The 15,912-nt window shown below is 36.9% G+C and carries 14 protein-coding genes, 1 tRNA gene, 1 pseudogene and 2 riboswitches; of the genes and pseudogenes, 13 read left to right on the top strand and 3 right to left on the bottom strand.

All coding sequences use genetic code 11. From position 1 onward, the window contains the following. Nucleotides 1-41 precede the first annotated feature (41 nt). The 5 genes from LRP84_RS21405 (at nt 42) to tsaD (ending at nt 2,920) form a co-directional block, all read left to right on the top strand. Nucleotides 42-117, top strand: a tRNA-Asp gene (locus tag LRP84_RS21405). Nucleotides 118-302: 185 nt separating this feature from the next. Next, the gene (tsaE, locus tag LRP84_RS21400; RefSeq protein WP_230576938.1) at nt 303-776 is read left to right on the top strand and encodes a tRNA (adenosine(37)-N6)-threonylcarbamoyltransferase complex ATPase subunit type 1 TsaE; all 474 of its coding nucleotides are present in this window, start codon (nt 303-305) and stop codon (nt 774-776) included. Then, nucleotides 757-1,449, top strand: coding sequence for a tRNA (adenosine(37)-N6)-threonylcarbamoyltransferase complex dimerization subunit type 1 TsaB (tsaB, locus tag LRP84_RS21395; RefSeq protein ID WP_230576937.1), 693 nt, complete (start codon nt 757-759; stop codon nt 1,447-1,449). The genes tsaE and tsaB overlap by 20 nt, the downstream gene beginning before the upstream one ends. 11 nt (nt 1,450-1,460) lie before the next feature. After that, on the top strand, nt 1,461-1,904 hold the full coding sequence (gene rimI, locus LRP84_RS21390) for a ribosomal protein S18-alanine N-acetyltransferase (RefSeq protein ID WP_230576936.1): 444 nt from the start codon (nt 1,461-1,463) through the stop codon (nt 1,902-1,904). Continuing rightward, a complete protein-coding gene (gene tsaD / locus LRP84_RS21385) occupies nt 1,904-2,920 on the top strand; it encodes a tRNA (adenosine(37)-N6)-threonylcarbamoyltransferase complex transferase subunit TsaD (protein ID WP_230576935.1) in 1,017 nt (338 codons plus the stop codon). Before rimI ends, tsaD begins: the two co-directional genes overlap by 1 nt. A gap of 302 nt (nt 2,921-3,222) precedes the next feature. On the opposite strand, the gene LRP84_RS21380 is transcribed toward tsaD, so the two are convergent. Further along, nucleotides 3,223-5,148 carry an ABC transporter ATP-binding protein gene (locus LRP84_RS21380; RefSeq protein ID WP_230576934.1) on the bottom strand — a complete coding sequence of 642 codons (1,926 nt, stop codon included), beginning with the start codon at nt 5,146-5,148 and terminating at the stop codon, nt 3,223-3,225. Nucleotides 5,149-5,331: 183 nt separating this feature from the next. On the opposite strand from LRP84_RS21380, the gene LRP84_RS21375 reads away from it, so the two are divergent. Continuing rightward, the gene (locus LRP84_RS21375) at nt 5,332-5,961 is read left to right on the top strand and encodes a redox-sensing transcriptional repressor Rex (protein ID WP_098309783.1); all 630 of its coding nucleotides are present in this window, start codon (nt 5,332-5,334) and stop codon (nt 5,959-5,961) included. A 26-nt stretch (nt 5,962-5,987) separates the two neighbouring features. On the opposite strand, the gene LRP84_RS21370 is transcribed toward LRP84_RS21375, so the two are convergent. Both LRP84_RS21370 and LRP84_RS21365 read right to left on the bottom strand, forming a co-directional pair. Further along, entirely contained in the window at nt 5,988-6,185 is a 198-nt protein-coding gene (locus tag LRP84_RS21370; RefSeq protein ID WP_230576933.1) for a YdiK family protein, read from the bottom strand. A gap of 2 nt (nt 6,186-6,187) precedes the next feature. After that, nucleotides 6,188-6,916: a CPBP family intramembrane glutamic endopeptidase gene (locus LRP84_RS21365; protein ID WP_230576932.1), complete on the bottom strand. Its 729-nt coding sequence runs from the start codon at nt 6,914-6,916 to the stop codon at nt 6,188-6,190. Nucleotides 6,917-7,286: 370 nt separating this feature from the next. On the opposite strand from LRP84_RS21365, the gene groES reads away from it, so the two are divergent. From groES to LRP84_RS21330, 7 genes and pseudogenes are all read left to right on the top strand, one after another. Then, nucleotides 7,287-7,571: a co-chaperone GroES gene (gene groES / locus LRP84_RS21360; protein WP_098309780.1), complete on the top strand. Its 285-nt coding sequence runs from the start codon at nt 7,287-7,289 to the stop codon at nt 7,569-7,571. A 38-nt stretch (nt 7,572-7,609) separates the two neighbouring features. Then, nucleotides 7,610-9,244 (top strand): chaperonin GroEL, encoded by a 1,635-nt coding sequence (groL, locus tag LRP84_RS21355; protein WP_230576931.1) that lies wholly within the window; start codon nt 7,610-7,612, stop codon nt 9,242-9,244. A gap of 194 nt (nt 9,245-9,438) precedes the next feature. Beyond that, nucleotides 9,439-10,679: pseudogene (locus LRP84_RS22695) on the top strand (T7SS effector LXG polymorphic toxin). 240 nt (nt 10,680-10,919) lie between these two features. Beyond that, nucleotides 10,920-11,108 carry a hypothetical protein gene (locus LRP84_RS21345; protein WP_230576930.1) on the top strand — a complete coding sequence of 63 codons (189 nt, stop codon included), beginning with the start codon at nt 10,920-10,922 and terminating at the stop codon, nt 11,106-11,108. A gap of 48 nt (nt 11,109-11,156) precedes the next feature. Beyond that, nucleotides 11,157-11,405, top strand: coding sequence for a DUF4176 domain-containing protein (locus LRP84_RS21340; RefSeq protein ID WP_230576929.1), 249 nt, complete (start codon nt 11,157-11,159; stop codon nt 11,403-11,405). A gap of 231 nt (nt 11,406-11,636) precedes the next feature. Further along, nucleotides 11,637-11,738, top strand: a riboswitch (purine riboswitch). A 151-nt stretch (nt 11,739-11,889) separates the two neighbouring features. Further along, nucleotides 11,890-13,428 carry a glutamine-hydrolyzing GMP synthase gene (gene guaA / locus LRP84_RS21335; RefSeq protein WP_437438802.1) on the top strand — a complete coding sequence of 513 codons (1,539 nt, stop codon included), beginning with the start codon at nt 11,890-11,892 and terminating at the stop codon, nt 13,426-13,428. A gap of 311 nt (nt 13,429-13,739) precedes the next feature. Beyond that, nucleotides 13,740-13,842, top strand: a riboswitch (purine riboswitch). Between the two features lie 129 nt (nt 13,843-13,971). Then, nucleotides 13,972-15,297 carry an NCS2 family permease gene (locus LRP84_RS21330; RefSeq protein ID WP_230576928.1) on the top strand — a complete coding sequence of 442 codons (1,326 nt, stop codon included), beginning with the start codon at nt 13,972-13,974 and terminating at the stop codon, nt 15,295-15,297. Nucleotides 15,298-15,912: the final 615 nt, after the last annotated feature.

The raw sequence follows: 15,912 nt of genomic DNA, 5'->3' as shown, positions 1-15,912 counted from the left end.
CCCGAAGGTCGCAGGTTCAAATCCTGTCCCCGCAACCAAATGGTCCCGTGGTGTAGTGGTTAACATGCCTGCCTGTCACGCAGGAGATCGCCGGTTCGACCCCGGTCGGGACCGCCATTTATATAAAGAACGAAACAATATGTTTCGTGTTTTTTTATTTACTCTAATTAAACTTATAAGACAGTCAATCTTATCCTTAGGACAACTCCTAAGGTCTTTTTTATATAATCGAAACTGAAACAAAAATAAAAAATCTGTATAATAAAGAGCAGGGAATACTAACAGTAAGGTAGGTGAAACCTTTGAATAAATATGAAATAACAACAATGTCTTCAGAAGAAACACAGAATTTATCAGAAAAGCTTGGACAATTAGTTCAGGCGCAGGATGTTTTGATTTTAGAAGGAGACTTAGGTGCAGGTAAGACAACATTTACAAAAGGTCTTGCAAAAGGTCTTGGTGTAAAACGTGTTGTGAATAGCCCAACGTTCAATATTATTAAAGAATACAAAGGCCGATTACCGCTTTATCATATGGATGTATACCGCCTAGCGAAGAGCGAAGAAGATTTAGGATTTGATGAATATTTTTATGGTGAAGGTGTAACAGTGGTGGAGTGGGCACATTTAATAGAGTCTTTTTTACCATCTTCACTTTTAAAAATTAGTTTATTCCATACGGGGGATAGTACAAGAAAAATTGTATTAGAGCCGAGCGGAGAACGTTATATTAGATTATGTGAGGAGCTATTACAAAATGAAAGTACTAGCAATTGATACTTCTAACTATGTAATGGGGGTTTCTCTTATTGATGGAAATATGGTTGTGGGAGAAATCATTACAAATTTAACAAAAAATCACTCTGTGCGTCTAATGCCAGCAGTAGAGCAACTTTTACAAGAATGTAATGTGAAACCAAAAGAATTAAATAAAATTGTTGTAGCAGCTGGTCCAGGCTCTTATACAGGTGTTCGTATTGGTGTAACAGTAGCAAAAACATTAGCTTGGTCATTACAAATTCCAATTGTTGGTGTATCAAGTTTAGAAGTGCTGGCAGCAAACGGGATAAATTTCCCAGGGTATATTTGTCCGTTATTTGATGGTCGTCGTCAGCAAATTTATACGGGATTGTATACATATAGAGAACAAGAGTTGCAATCTGTGAAAGAGGATCGTATTATTCTCATTGCCGATTGGTTACAAATGTTAAAAGAGATAGGACAACCTATTTTATTTATCGGAAATGATGTAGAACAGCATAAAGATACAATTGTAGAACATTTAGGAGATCAAGCAGTATTTGCTCTGCTGACGAAACATAATCCACGCCCAAGTGAATTAGCTTTCTTGGGCTTACAGAAAGAAGAGCAATCTGTGCATACATTCGTTCCAAGTTACCTTCGTTTGGCAGAAGCAGAGGCAAAATGGTTAGAAAGTCAAAAGAAATAGGGGTCTCATGAATGAACATTACATTTAGAAATATGAAGGAAGAGGATATTTCACAAATTGTTGCGATTGAAGAAGCTTCATTTGCGACTCCTTGGACTGCCGAAGCATTTGAACGAGAATTAAAAATGAATGAGTATGCACACTACGTTGTCATGGAAACAGAGGAAGGAATTCTAGGTTATTGCGGACTTTGGGCCATTCTTGATGAATCACATATTACGAACATTGCGGTATTACCACAATACCGTGGTCAAAGGCTCGGAGAAGCGTTATTACAAGAAGTGATAAACAAAGCGAGAGCTCTTGGAGCAAATACGATGACACTTGAAGTACGTGTTTCAAATGAAGTTGCGAAAAAGTTATATCGAAAATACGGTTTTCAAAATGGCGGAATTCGCAAAAGATACTATACAGACAATTATGAAGATGGTCTTGTAATGTGGGTGAACTTATGATGAAAAAAGATACAATTATACTGGGTATTGAAACAAGTTGTGACGAAACTGCTGTAGCAGTTGTGAAAAATGGACGAGAGATTTTAGCGAATATTGTAGCTTCGCAAATTGAAAGCCATAAACGTTTTGGCGGGGTTGTTCCGGAAATTGCATCCCGTCACCATGTGGAACAAATAACGGTTGTATTAGAAGAAGCGTTAAAAGAAGCGCAAATTACGTTTGAAGATATTGATGCAATTGCTGTTACAGAGGGGCCAGGCCTTGTTGGGGCATTGTTAATTGGTGTGAATGCAGCAAAAGCGGTAGCTTTTGCACATGGTATCCCGTTGGTTGGCGTGCATCATATTGCTGGTCATATTTATGCAAATCGCTTAGTACAAGAACTGCAGTTTCCATTATTGTCTCTCGTTGTATCTGGTGGACATACAGAGCTTGTTTATATGAAAGAGCATGGTTCATTTGAAGTAATTGGCGAAACAAGGGATGATGCTGCAGGGGAAGCATACGACAAGGTGGCACGTACGTTATCATTGCCATATCCAGGTGGACCGCACATTGATCGTCTTGCCCATGAAGGAGAGCCGACAATCGATCTGCCTCGTGCATGGCTTGAAGCAGATTCTTATGATTTTAGTTTTAGTGGTTTAAAATCCGCAGTTATTAACACTGTGCATAACGCTAAGCAGCGGGGAGAGGAACTAACACCTGAAGATTTAGCTGCAAGTTTTCAGGCAAGTGTAATTGATGTGTTAGTAACAAAAACAGTACGAGCAGCAGAGGAGTATGGTGTGAAGCAAGTGCTTCTTGCTGGAGGTGTTGCGGCAAATAAAGGATTGCGAGCTCGGCTGGAAGAGGAATTTGCAAATAAAAACAATATGAAGCTAATTATTCCACCGTTATCTTTATGCACAGATAACGCTGCTATGATTGCTGCAGCTGGTACGATTGCATATGAGCAAGGAAAGAGGGCAACATTGGCTTTAAACGCAAACCCTGGCTTGGATATTGAATCATAGTTATCCTGCGCTTAACGAGAGAGTAAATTTTCCACCTTCGGTAAAGAAGAGAAGTTTAGTTGAATGTTAGCGGGGGATGAATTTTTTACTTTATACACATACTTAACCACAACATGTGGATAAAACCTATATTATCTGTTGATAATATAGGTTTTTTTGTGAGTATAAAATGTGGATAAATATTATTTTATTTGTGGATAATGTGGAAAAATTAATGTGTAGCTTGATAATATGAAATTGAATATGTGAATAACATTGTGGATAAATAAAAAGGTCAGCGTAACTGCTAACCTTTTTATTTTTTATATTTGTAATTCTTCCCATTCTTCCATACATGCTTCTAATTGTTCTTGTAGTGTTTGTTTTTCTGCTGTAATATCACTTGCTCTTTCGTAATCAGCGTATACTTCAGGCAGACAAAGTTGTTCTTCTAATGTAGCGATTTGCTCTTCCATTGCAGCAATGTTTTCTTCTAATTCTTCAATTCTACGCATACGTTGACGCTCTTGCTTTTTACGTTCTTTTTCTTCAATGTAATTTAATTTTTCTTGCGCTACTTGTTTTTGTACAGGTTTACTTGTTTCTTGTTCTTCAAGTTCTGCCCGTTCTAACATTTCATTTTTCTTTTCTACATAATAATCGTAATCGCCTAGATATTCCTCTGCCCCGTCTGTTGATAACTCAATAACTTTTGTGGTGATGCGATTAATGAAATAGCGGTCATGGGAAACAAATAAAATAGTTCCAGGAAAATCAATAAGAGCATTTTCTAATATTTCTTTGCTACTTAAGTCTAAATGGTTTGTCGGTTCATCTAAAATAAGTACATTTGATTTTTGCATCATAAGTTTTGCAAGGGCCAAACGTGCTTTCTGCCCACCACTTAAAGAAGAGACTGGCTTTAAAACATCATCACCAGAAAATAAAAAGTTCCCAAGTACTGTGCGGATTTCTTTTTCTGGTTGCAGCGGGTAATCATCCCAAAGTTCATCTAATACGCGTTTCGATGATGTTAAATTTGCTTGTTCTTGGTCATAATATCCAATAGAAACGTTAGAGCCGAATGAAATACTGCCGTTTAAAGGACGAAGTTTATCCACAAGAGATTTTAATAAAGTGGATTTTCCGATTCCATTTGGACCGACAAGTGCAACACTATCGCCTCTCGTTAATTGGAAATGAATGTGCTGAATGATTGGCTCGTTATTATAACCAATTGTGATATTTTTTACTTGTAGTACATCATTTCCACTTTGCCTATCAATATCAAAGTGAAAAGAAGCAGATTTTGTATCACCGAATGGTTTTGTCATAAGCTCCATACGATCTAATTGTTTTTGGCGACTTTGTGCCCGTTTTGTTGTGGAAGCGCGAGCGATATTTTTTTGAATGAAGTCTTGTAACTTTGTGACTTCTTCTTGCTGTTTTTCGTAACGCTTCATCTCTTGTTCGTATAGTGATGCTTTAAGTTCTAAATACTTACTGTAGTTCCCCGTGTATTTTCGACTTTGTTTATTAGAGATCTCATACACCTGTGTTACGAGTTTATCTAGAAAGTATCGATCGTGTGAAACGATTAAAATAGCACCAGGATAGCCTTGTAAATATTGTTCCAGCCACGTTAATGTATCGATATCTAAATGGTTGGTTGGCTCATCCAAAATAAGCAAATCTGGTTTTGTTAATAATAATTTGCCAAGAGCTAAACGAGTTTTTTGCCCACCGCTTAAAGTGGAGATTGTAGTTCCGTGTGTCTCAGAAGGAAAGCCAAGTCCGCTTAAAACAGAGCGAATATCAGCTTCGTATTGGTAGCCGCCTTTATTTTTATAATCTAATTGTAGGCGATCATACTCTGCTAACAATCTTTCGTGCACAGTGACATTTGTGAAATTTTCTTCTTTCCCCATTTCTTGTTCTAGCCTTCGGAGTTCTTTCTCCATGCGTTGCAAGTCGAGAAATACTGTTAGCATTTCATCCCAAATGGTTAATGACGTTTCAAGACCAGTGTGCTGTGCTAAGTAACCGATGGATACATCTTTTGGTTTAATAATTTCTCCGCTGTCATGGGAGAGTTCTCCTGCAATAATCTTTAATAACGTAGACTTTCCAGCGCCGTTACGGCCGACAAGTGCAATGCGATCACGCGTCTGTACCTCTAACTTAATGTTTGAAAGAATTACTTCAGCGGCGTACAACTTGGAAAGGTTATTCACTTGTAGTAGAATCAATGTTTTCACCTCAAATAATTTCTTAACTTTGCCATGATTATATTTCTCAATCATACTAAAAATAGTGTATAGTTGAACATAATAGAAGAAGTTCTCTCTCTATTATACAAGGAAAACTTTCAATGCTAAACTTCCGTACATGTTTCAATCACTTGAACAGATAGGAAGAGAGGAGGGGGTTGCATGGAGCAGCCTAAAATTCCGCAGGCGACTGCCAAAAGATTGCCTCTATACTATCGATTTATCCAAAACTTATCGTTATCTGGTAAGCAACGCGTATCATCTGCAGAATTAAGTGAAGCGGTGAAAGTAGACTCGGCGACAATTCGAAGAGATTTTTCATACTTTGGGGCATTAGGGAAAAAGGGGTACGGCTATAACGTAAATTATTTATTGTCGTTTTTCCGCGAAACACTTGATCAAGATGATGTAACGCGTGTAGCACTAATAGGGGTAGGTAATTTAGGTACAGCTTTCTTACATTACAATTTTACAAAAAATAATAATACAAAAATTGAGATGGCATTTGACGTTGATGAAGAGAAAGTTGGAAAAGAAATCGGAGGAATTCCAGTATATCATCTGGATGAATTAGAAGAGAAATTATCCGATGATATAAAAGTGGCAATATTAACAGTACCTGCTTCTGTTGCACAAGCTGTAGCAGATCGCTTATCGCATACTGGTATACAAGGTGTTTTAAACTTTACACCTGCTAGGTTAAATATATTAGAACATATTCGAATTCATCATATCGATTTAGCGGTAGAATTACAAACGCTTGTGTACTTTTTAAAAAATTACCCACAATAAAAACGCAGGAATTGCCTGCGTTTTTATTATTTCTTCATACTACCTTTTTTCGGTTTAGAAAAAAGAAGGCGAAGTGCCAAATTAAAATCAACTGTTGCCATTACAGCAAGTAATATTGTATAAAAGTTCCAAATTGTATCTTCAACACTTGTAATTGCTAAGTATGTAAAAATACACCCAAGAAGAAAATACAAAGTTGCCATAACAAATGGTGAAGTTCGCATGTTTAAAATCCTCCGATGAATCCTTGCAATTTTTCAGCTTTTTCTATGTATGGATGAAGTACAAATGTAATTAACATAACATTTGTATTCATCATAACATGAGCCATAATAGGTACAATAATCCGTTTTGTTTTTACATATAAAAATGAAAAAACAAGTCCCATGGAAATATACACTAATAAATGTGTAGGGTCAAAATGAATTAAAGCAAATATAAGTGAACTCACAATTGCTGCGATAAAGAAGTTATATCGTTTATATAGTGTTCCAAATAGAATCTTTCTAAATACAATTTCTTCAAGAATGGGAGCGAATATAGAAGAAACAATCATAAATAATGGAGCAGCTTTTATAATCTCGATAATGTTTTGTGTATTTTCAGATTCAGGTTTAATTTTAAAAATTTGTGTTTCAATTGTGCCAGCAATTACTTGGGCGAATAAAGCAAGAAAAACCCCCAAAATAATCCATCCTATTGTAGCGGGAATGTTTGTTCTTTCCCGATTCCATTTTTCTGATTGTGTATCGTTGCGTAATATCAGAAGGATAATGATAAGAGCGATAAAGAAGCTAATTAGTCCCCAATGTGCAGTTGCTAATTGAACCTTTTCTTGGAAAGTCCTGTTTCCATTGTTGTATATCCCGCTTTTTAAAAGGAGCCACCCTCCAATTACACCTGATAATTGCATTAAAATATATGTAACAACAACCCACCAGTATTGTCTCTTCAATTTCGTAACTCCTTTTTAAATTTTTTGTAATGAAAAAGGAAAATGCTCTATCCATAGAGAAAACAACTTATGGCATCTTCTTATTGTAACATAGGAGAAGAGGGAAAAACGATGGAATATCAAATTGAATCTTCTATCAGTGCCGATTTTCCATGAAGCCAAGGATTTATATTATTACGCTATCCATCAGGTAAAGAAGAGAAGCTTATGGAAAGACTGAAGAGGATGTAAAATAGTTTTCCGAAAAATTACGTTTTTTCACTTGCAAAAGAAAATGAGATTCTTTATTATAATAAGTGTGTTAGCACTCGAAGTGTTTGAGTGCTAATAAACATAAAATTTACATAGTAAATTGAGGAGGTTATTGTTCATGCTAAAGCCATTAGGTGATCGCGTTGTAATTGAACTTGTTCAAGCAGAAGAAAAAACAGCAAGTGGTATCGTATTACCAGACACTGCAAAAGAAAAACCACAAGAAGGTAAGGTAGTGGCAGTTGGTACTGGTCGTGTGCTTGAAAATGGTGAGCGTGTTGCTTTAGAGTTAGCTGTAGGCGATCGTATTATCTTCTCAAAATATGCAGGTACTGAAGTAAAATACGAAGGTGCAGAATACTTAATTTTACGTGAAAGCGACATTTTAGCAGTTATCAGTTAATTATATAAATCTTTAAAAATTCAAGGGGGTCAAATATTATGGCAAAAGATATTAAATTTAGTGAAGAAGCACGTCGTTCGATGCTTCGCGGTGTCGACACTCTTGCAAACGCAGTAAAAGTTACGCTTGGACCAAAAGGTCGTAACGTTGTACTTGAGAAAAAATTCGGTTCTCCGCTTATTACAAATGACGGTGTAACAATTGCAAAAGAAATCGAATTAGAAGATGCATTTGAAAACATGGGTGCAAAACTAGTAGCAGAAGTTGCTAGCAAAACAAATGATGTAGCTGGTGACGGAACGACAACTGCAACTGTATTAGCACAAGCGATGATTCGTGAAGGTTTAAAGAACGTAACAGCTGGTGCGAACCCAATGGGTCTTCGTAAAGGTATTGAAAAAGCTGTTGTAGCAGCAATTGAAGAATTAAAAACGATCTCTAAACCAATCGAAGGTAAATCTTCTATCGCACAAGTAGCTGCTATTTCTGCTGCTGACGAAGAAGTAGGACAATTAATTGCAGAAGCAATGGAGCGTGTTGGTAACGACGGCGTTATTACATTAGAAGAATCTAAAGGATTCACAACAGAATTAGATGTAGTAGAAGGTATGCAGTTCGACCGTGGATATGCTTCTCCTTACATGATTACTGATTCTGATAAAATGGAAGCTGTTCTTGATAACCCATTTATCTTAATTACTGATAAAAAGGTTTCTAGTATTCAAGAAATCTTACCAGTATTAGAGCAAGTGGTACAACAAGGTAAGCCACTTCTTATCATCTCTGAAGACGTAGAAGGCGAAGCGTTAGCTACATTAGTAGTAAATAAACTTCGTGGTACATTCAACGTAGTAGCTGTTAAAGCTCCTGGCTTCGGTGATCGTCGTAAAGCGATGCTAGAAGATATCGCTATCTTAACTGGCGGTGAAGTAATTACAGAAGAATTAGGACGCGACTTAAAATCTGCGACTATCGCATCTTTAGGACGTGCTAGCAAAATTGTTGTAACGAAAGAAAATACAACAATTGTTGAAGGTATAGGAAATACAGACCAAATCGAAGCTCGTATTGGTCAAATCCGTGCGCAGTTAGAAGAAACAACTTCTGAGTTCGATCGTGAAAAATTACAAGAGCGTCTTGCTAAACTAGCAGGTGGCGTAGCTGTAATTAAAGTAGGTGCAGCAACTGAAACTGAATTGAAAGAGCGTAAACTTCGCATTGAAGATGCACTTAACTCAACTCGTGCAGCGGTAGAAGAAGGCATCGTTGCTGGTGGTGGTACTGCACTTATGAACGTATATGCTAAAGTAGCTGGTATTGCAGCTGAAGGTGACGAAGCAACAGGTATTAACATCGTACTTCGCGCATTAGAAGAGCCAGTTCGTCAAATCGCAATCAACGCTGGTTTAGAAGGTTCTGTTGTTGTAGAACGCCTAAAAGGCGAAAAGGTAGGCGTTGGTTTCAACGCAGCAACAGGCGAGTGGGTAAACATGCTTGAGTCTGGTATCGTAGATCCAACGAAAGTAACTCGTTCTGCTCTTCAAAACGCAGCATCTGTTGCAGCAATGTTCTTAACAACTGAAGCAGTTGTTGCTGACAAACCAGAACCAAATGCACCTGCAATGCCTGATATGGGCGGCATGGGCATGGGCGGTATGGGCGGCATGATGTAACCATTAAGGTTAAACCTTGATATATAAAGCTTTTAAACCTCAATAGTTACATTTTGATCACGTTTTGGTCACGAATATTTAAATTACGAAGCCTTTCATTAGTTCACTGAACTTTTGGGAGGCTTTTTTTTCCATATTTTTTGTCATGTGTGCGTATATGTTCATTAGGAGAAGTACATACCCAAACACAAAGTATGAATGCTATGTGTATTGCCACTATTCAAGGAATGGAGCAAGCCATCAATTCAATTGATGCTTTTGTAGGCGATGCTGTTCTGCAAGGACAAACTTATGACAGTGCAAAAGCCTTCTTTGCACAAACCTATCGTCCTTTAGCTCAAGGGATTATTTATTGTGTGAAGAATTAATTCGCCAAAATGATGCGTTTCCGAGGGATTTTAAATCAAAAATCGCTACAACAGATGTCATTGAACTAGAAATCCGAGAACAAATCCAAGGAATTGAACGAATGGCAGCTAGTACAGAAGTCGTCAGTCAAAACATGCCAGGCATGCAGGTCATGATGAATCTTTTTGATGCGATGAAAAAGAAGCTTCAAGAAAAGTTAGAACGTCTATATGAATTTAACCAAAATTCCAGTAGTAATTATGATACCGCACTTCAACTTGCTGCTAGTGTCTCCCAAGGTCTTGCAGAAGTTCAAAGTGGAAAAGGTTTTAATGTCGCCAGTGGTACATTTAGTACACAAGGGTTGAACATGGGATGGACAGCGTCTATTCAAAAGATTGCAGAGGAAAAAGCTTGTGAAGCTGATAAGATAGATTCACGAGACGAAGATGCTAAGTTCATGGAGGGGTCAATGAAGTGGGAAGAGGGAAGTCGACGTGGATTTGAGCTAGAAGGTTCTATAATGGGAAAAAAGAGCAGCTTCTCTAATGGTGATAAGCTTATTAAGGAACGATATATTGATGAGCTTACAACAAAGGTTACAACTGGAAAATTAGATGCTAATATGCCTTTTGATTGGAAGAGTCTAAAAGAGGATGTACTTGCTAGTAAAATTATTGGCATAAAGGGAGAAGCTGGTATTTTAGATAACTCATATAAATTTAAAACCACGATTCCTTTAGTCACACCAGCAGGAATCATACAAATGAAAAATAGAGAGGTTACAGTTACTCAAAAAATTTTTTCAGGAAATGTTGTAGGGGGTATTGACGATTACTCTCTAAAAGCAGGGGCTGAAGCTTCTGTGCTTAAGTATGAAGTAGAAGTAAATATGCTACATTTCCCAGACTGGATGCCAATTGTTGGAGGTACAGACTTAAAGGTAACAGAAGAGCTAGGAATTGGCGCTTTAGGCACAAAAGGTAGTATTGGGAAAGAAACGGGTATAACAGTTCCTATTTTAGAGGGAGCTACTGTGGGCGGTAGTTTTAAATTCGAAAAACCTGAGGATGAGGAGAAAAAATAAGATGAAAATTCCTTCGTATAAACCATTATACTTTTTAGTTTATGTCGTAATAACTATAGTTATTATAATATTCCTCTTTTCTCCATACACATGGTGGGACAAACTTATTTGTAGTATTGTTTCTATATTTATAGGTGCTTTTATAATAGGTTTTATCAAATTTGTACAACGGATGCAGGAGAAATTTTATGATAAATTCACAAAAAAACGGGATTAACACAAAATTGGAGAAGTTAAAATATGCGTACAATAAGTAGAATTCTGTCCTTTACTGTATGTATTATGTTTATGTTATTAATCGGGACTGCTTCTACTATGCGGTTAGAAGACAAGCTTTTACTTATAGGATTGTTACTGATTTGCAATGTTATTGCATACTTCACAATAGAGTATACCTATAAACGTATAGACAATAAGAAAAAGCAGTAGATTTATAATCTGCGAAACTTATTTAATATTAAGGAGAAAAACGTATAAATGGAACTATTACCAATTGGAACAGTAGTTAAGCTAGAAGATATGGAACAAAGCGTTATGATTATTGGAAGAATGGTTATTTCAGAAGATAAACGTGAATTTGATTATGTAGGTGTTCTTTACCCTATTGGATTTATAGGTAACGAAAAAGTGTTGTGTTTTAACCACAATAAGATCACAGAAGAAATGCATAAAGGATACATGACAGATGAAGAATTGGGTTTACGTGAAAAGTTATTAGAAATGTAGTTTTAATTATATTCATGGTATTTAAAGCCTCTGCTGGATTATTGGCAGAGGCTTTCTTAAATAAACGAGCAATATAAATAAAATACGCTTTGTTTATTACTTAATCATCACATAATATTTACTTGATGTTTTTTGTTCTATAAGCAGTAAGATATACAGGGAAATAATTTCTGTAGAATTTTGTCGCTTTCTCTCTTGACCGTATTCATACTTCATTGTTAGAATCTAGGAAGATAATATAAAGTATTCCTTCATATATCCTCAATAATATGGATTGAGAGTCTCTACCGGGTTACCGTAAACAACCTGACTATGAAGGCAGTGTGTCTATGGTTATAGGGAACGGATTCCTTTATAAGGCTAGGCTCCTGCCTTTTCTTTGTTATGAGACTGAGGGCAGGGGACTGGCTTTTTTTATTATATTGGTAATTGTTTTTACCAAATTGGTGAAAATGTTTATATACAGAACTATGGGGTGATTATTTTGAAGAAACAGCACGATACGATTATCGTTTTAGATTTTGGAAGTCAGTACAACCAGTTAATTGCACGTCGCATTCGTGAATTTGGCGTGTATAGTGAACTTCATCCGCATACAATTACAGCAGAAGAAATTAAAGCGATGAATCCAAAAGGAATTATCTTCTCTGGTGGACCAAACAGTGTATATGGCGAAAGTGCATTCCACTGTGACGAAAAAATCTTTGACTTAGGCTTACCGATCTTCGGTATTTGCTACGGCATGCAATTAATGACAAAGCACTTTGGTGGAAAAGTGGAACGTGCAGACCATCGTGAGTACGGAAAAGCAGTATTAAAAGTAGAAAACAAATCTAAATTATATACAAATCTTCCAGAAGAACAAGTTGTTTGGATGAGCCATGGCGACTTAGTAACGGGCTTACCAGAAGGTTTCGTAGTAGATGCAACAAGTGAATCTTGTCCAATTGCTGGTATGAGCAATGAAGCACAAAACTTATACGGCGTACAATTCCACCCAGAAGTACGTCACTCTGAGCACGGTAATGATTTAATTAAGAACTTTGTATTCGGTGTTTGTGGTTGTACTGAAGGCTGGAACATGGAGAACTTCATTGAAGTAGAATTAGAAAAGATTCGTGAAACAGTTGGCGACAAAAAAGTACTATGCGCACTTAGTGGCGGTGTAGACTCTTCTGTTGTAGCGGTATTAATTCATAAAGCAATCGGTGATCAATTAACATGTATTTTCGTTGACCACGGCTTACTTCGTAAAGGAGAAGCTGAAGGGGTTATGAAAACATTTAGCGAAGGCTTCCACATGAATGTTATTAAAGTGGATGCACAAGAACGCTTTATGAGCAAATTAGCAGGTGTTGAAGATCCAGAACAAAAACGCAAAATCATCGGTAACGAATTTATTTATGTATTTGATGATGAAGCATCTAGATTAGAAGGAATGGACTTCTTAGCACAAGGTACACTGTACACTGATATTATTGAAAGTGGTACAGCAACTGCACAAACAATTAAGTCTCATCATAACGTTGGTGGACTTCCAGAAGATATGCAATTCAAATTAATTGAACCATTAAATACATTATTTAAAGATGAAGTACGTGAGTTAGGATCTGAACTAGGGATTCCGGATGAAATCGTATGGCGTCAACCATTCCCAGGTCCAGGACTTGGTATTCGTGTATTAGGTGAAATTACAGAAGAAAAACTAGAAATCGTTCGTGAATCTGATGCGATTTTACGTGAAGAAATCAAAAAAGCTGGTTTAGACCGTGAAGTTTGGCAATATTTCACTGCACTTCCTGGCATGCGCAGCGTAGGTGTTATGGGTGACGAGCGTACGTATGATTACACAGTAGGTATTCGTGCTGTAACATCTATTGATGGTATGACAGCAGACTGGGCACGTATTCCTTGGGACGTATTAGAGAAAATCTCTGTACGTATCGTAAACGAAGTAAAACACGTGAACCGTATCGTGTATGACATAACAAGTAAGCCACCAGCAACAATTGAGTGGGAATAAAGTGAAACTTCCATTAGTGGGGGGCTTCATCCCCCACTAATGGTTAGTTGAACCAATCGGGCTTTTACGGGCAGTTATTCCCCGCCTATCTTCTTCGATTTTCTCTGAATCTTGAGGTGGGGTCTTACTGCCCGTTAATGCGGGATAAAGTGAAATTCATGATATAGAAGACGATCCATCTATACTTTTATGTGTAGATGGATTGTCTTTTTTTGTTTTTACACGAACGAAATTTGATTTTGGATAAAAAACGTTCGTTTTTGGATTGACACTTGGATATATATGAGTTAATATGAGTATGTAATTAATAATAAAAGTGAATATTACAGCCGTCGTATAATATCGGGAATATGGCCCGAAAGTTTCTACCTAGCTACCGTAAATGGCTTGACTACGAGGCGTTTTAATATAAAGGTAAGGGATAATTACCTTTGTTTACAGACGCTTCCATGTATATGCAATGGAAGCCTTTTTTATTTTTGTAGATAAAAGAGGGGCTAGGAAGAGTTACGATGAGCAATCATATAACGGGGGAAACATAGAATGAAACGTTACTTTCAGTTCGATGAACTCGGAACAAATTATAAAACAGAGTTCATTGCAGGGTTAACAACATTTTTATCTATGGCATATGTGTTATTTGTCAATCCTGCTACGTTGTCGTTAGGGCACATTAAGGGACTGCCGGCAGGAACAGGAATGGACCCAGGTGCAGTGTTTGTTGCAACTGCTTTAGCAGCAGCAATTGGATCACTAATTATGGGGATTTTTGCAAAATATCCAATCGCATTAGCACCGGGAATGGGAATTAATGCTTTCTTTGCTTACACAGTTCTATTGACAATGGAGATTCCGTGGCAAACAGCGATTGCTGGGACATTAGTGTCAGGTATTCTTTTTATCATTCTTACAGCTTCCGGCATTCGTGAAAAGATTATTAACGCAATTCCAGTAGAGTTGAAATTTGCAGTGGCTGCAGGGATTGGATTGTTTATCGCATTTATTGGCTTTCAAAATGCCGGAATTATTGTAAAAAATGATGCTGTACTTGTTGGTTTGGGAGACTTAACAAAAGGAACAACATTACTTACGATTTTTGGTGTAGTTATAACTGTTATTTTAATGACAAGAAAAGTTAATGGAGCAGTATTTTATGGGATGGCTCTTACAGCAACTGCTGGTGTAGTGACAGGATTGATTGATACACCAAAAGCAGTTATTGGTTCTGTACCAAGTTTAGAGCCGACATTCGGAGTTGCTCTTCAACATATTGGTGATATTTTCACTCCTGAAATGTTTGTTGTTATTTTAACTTTCTTCTTTATTGATTTCTTTGATACAGCAGGAACACTTGTTGCAGTTGCGAATCAAGCAGGCTTAATGAAAGATAATAAATTACCACGTGCAGGAAAAGCATTAATCTCTGATGCGATTGCGACTGTAATCGGGGCAATACTTGGTACATCTACAACGACATCTTATATTGAATCCTCTGCAGGGGTGGCAGCTGGAGGACGTTCTGGATTTACAGCAGTTGTAACAGCAGGATTTTTCTTATTAGCACTTTTCTTTTCACCATTATTAAGTGTAGTAACACCAGCTGTAACAGCACCGGCTTTAATTATAGTAGGGATTTTGATGGTGTCATCATTAGGGGAAATTGATTGGAAGAAATTCGAAATTGCAGTACCAGCATTTTTTACAATTATTACAATGCCACTCACATATAGTATTGCAACAGGGATTGCGATTGGTTTTATCTTTTATCCAATTACAATGGTTGTAAGTGGTCGTCGTAAAGAGATTCATCCAATTATGTATGTGATGGGAGTTTTATTCGTACTTTATTTTGTCTACGTTCGTAAATAAAAGGGGTTTTTTGAAAGGACTAGGTGGGGATGCCTAGTCCTTTTTTGTATCTTTAGGAGTTTTTATAATAAAAGTATATGGTAGAAGAACTGAGGGAGAGTATAGAAAACGAGAAAAATGAGTTCCGGGCATCGCTTACGTTTATTATTGGGTATTTGTATTTACTACGTGATTATTCGATTCATATTTCCTTTAACAATTATATAAGAAAAATAAATCAAAACTTCTATCAGTAGTGGAGGGCTTTACCACTCAATGATGGTTAATTGAACCGATCGGAATCTTACTGCCCGCGAGTAGCAGGGGAAACCGAGACAGTCTCATGATAAAAAGAATTATTGTAATAAATAAACCTTTTTATATTTTCTTAGAAAAACATATTGACGTTTAACATAAAAGGATGTAATATTCTAGGAGTCGCTGATGCAACAGAGCAGAAAGCGAAAACGAAATGAAAAACCTAGTTGACATTGAAACACAAAGATGTTAACATAAGGAAGTCGCAATTAAGCGGCAAACAAGTTCTTTGAAAACTGAACGAAACAAACAACGTGAAACGTCAATTTTTATTTATGATGCTAGACAAACACTTTATTGGAGAGTTTGATCCTGGCT

It is taken from the genome of Bacillus rhizoplanae (assembly GCF_917563915.1).
Classification (GTDB): Bacteria; Bacillota; Bacilli; order Bacillales; family Bacillaceae_G; genus Bacillus_A; species Bacillus_A rhizoplanae.
Note: the sequence above shows the minus strand (reverse complement) of the source record. Positions and strands in the feature narration are given on the sequence as shown.

What these genes read in the sequence shown, in the direction of transcription:
- tsaB (WP_230576937.1), top strand. Translation starts at nt 757, where the DNA reads ATGAAAGTACTAGCAATTGATACTTCTAACTATGTAATGGGGGTTTCT.
- rimI (WP_230576936.1), top strand. Translation starts at nt 1,461, where the DNA reads ATGAACATTACATTTAGAAATATGAAGGAAGAGGATATTTCACAAATT.
- tsaD (WP_230576935.1), top strand. Translation starts at nt 1,904, where the DNA reads ATGAAAAAAGATACAATTATACTGGGTATTGAAACAAGTTGTGACGAA.
- LRP84_RS21375 (WP_098309783.1), top strand. Translation starts at nt 5,332, where the DNA reads ATGGAGCAGCCTAAAATTCCGCAGGCGACTGCCAAAAGATTGCCTCTA.
- LRP84_RS21370 (WP_230576933.1), bottom strand. Translation starts at nt 6,185, where the DNA reads ATGCGAACTTCACCATTTGTTATGGCAACTTTGTATTTTCTTCTTGGG.
- groES (WP_098309780.1), top strand. Translation starts at nt 7,287, where the DNA reads ATGCTAAAGCCATTAGGTGATCGCGTTGTAATTGAACTTGTTCAAGCA.
- groL (WP_230576931.1), top strand. Translation starts at nt 7,610, where the DNA reads ATGGCAAAAGATATTAAATTTAGTGAAGAAGCACGTCGTTCGATGCTT.
- LRP84_RS21345 (WP_230576930.1), top strand. Translation starts at nt 10,920, where the DNA reads ATGCGTACAATAAGTAGAATTCTGTCCTTTACTGTATGTATTATGTTT.
- LRP84_RS21340 (WP_230576929.1), top strand. Translation starts at nt 11,157, where the DNA reads ATGGAACTATTACCAATTGGAACAGTAGTTAAGCTAGAAGATATGGAA.
- LRP84_RS21330 (WP_230576928.1), top strand. Translation starts at nt 13,972, where the DNA reads ATGAAACGTTACTTTCAGTTCGATGAACTCGGAACAAATTATAAAACA.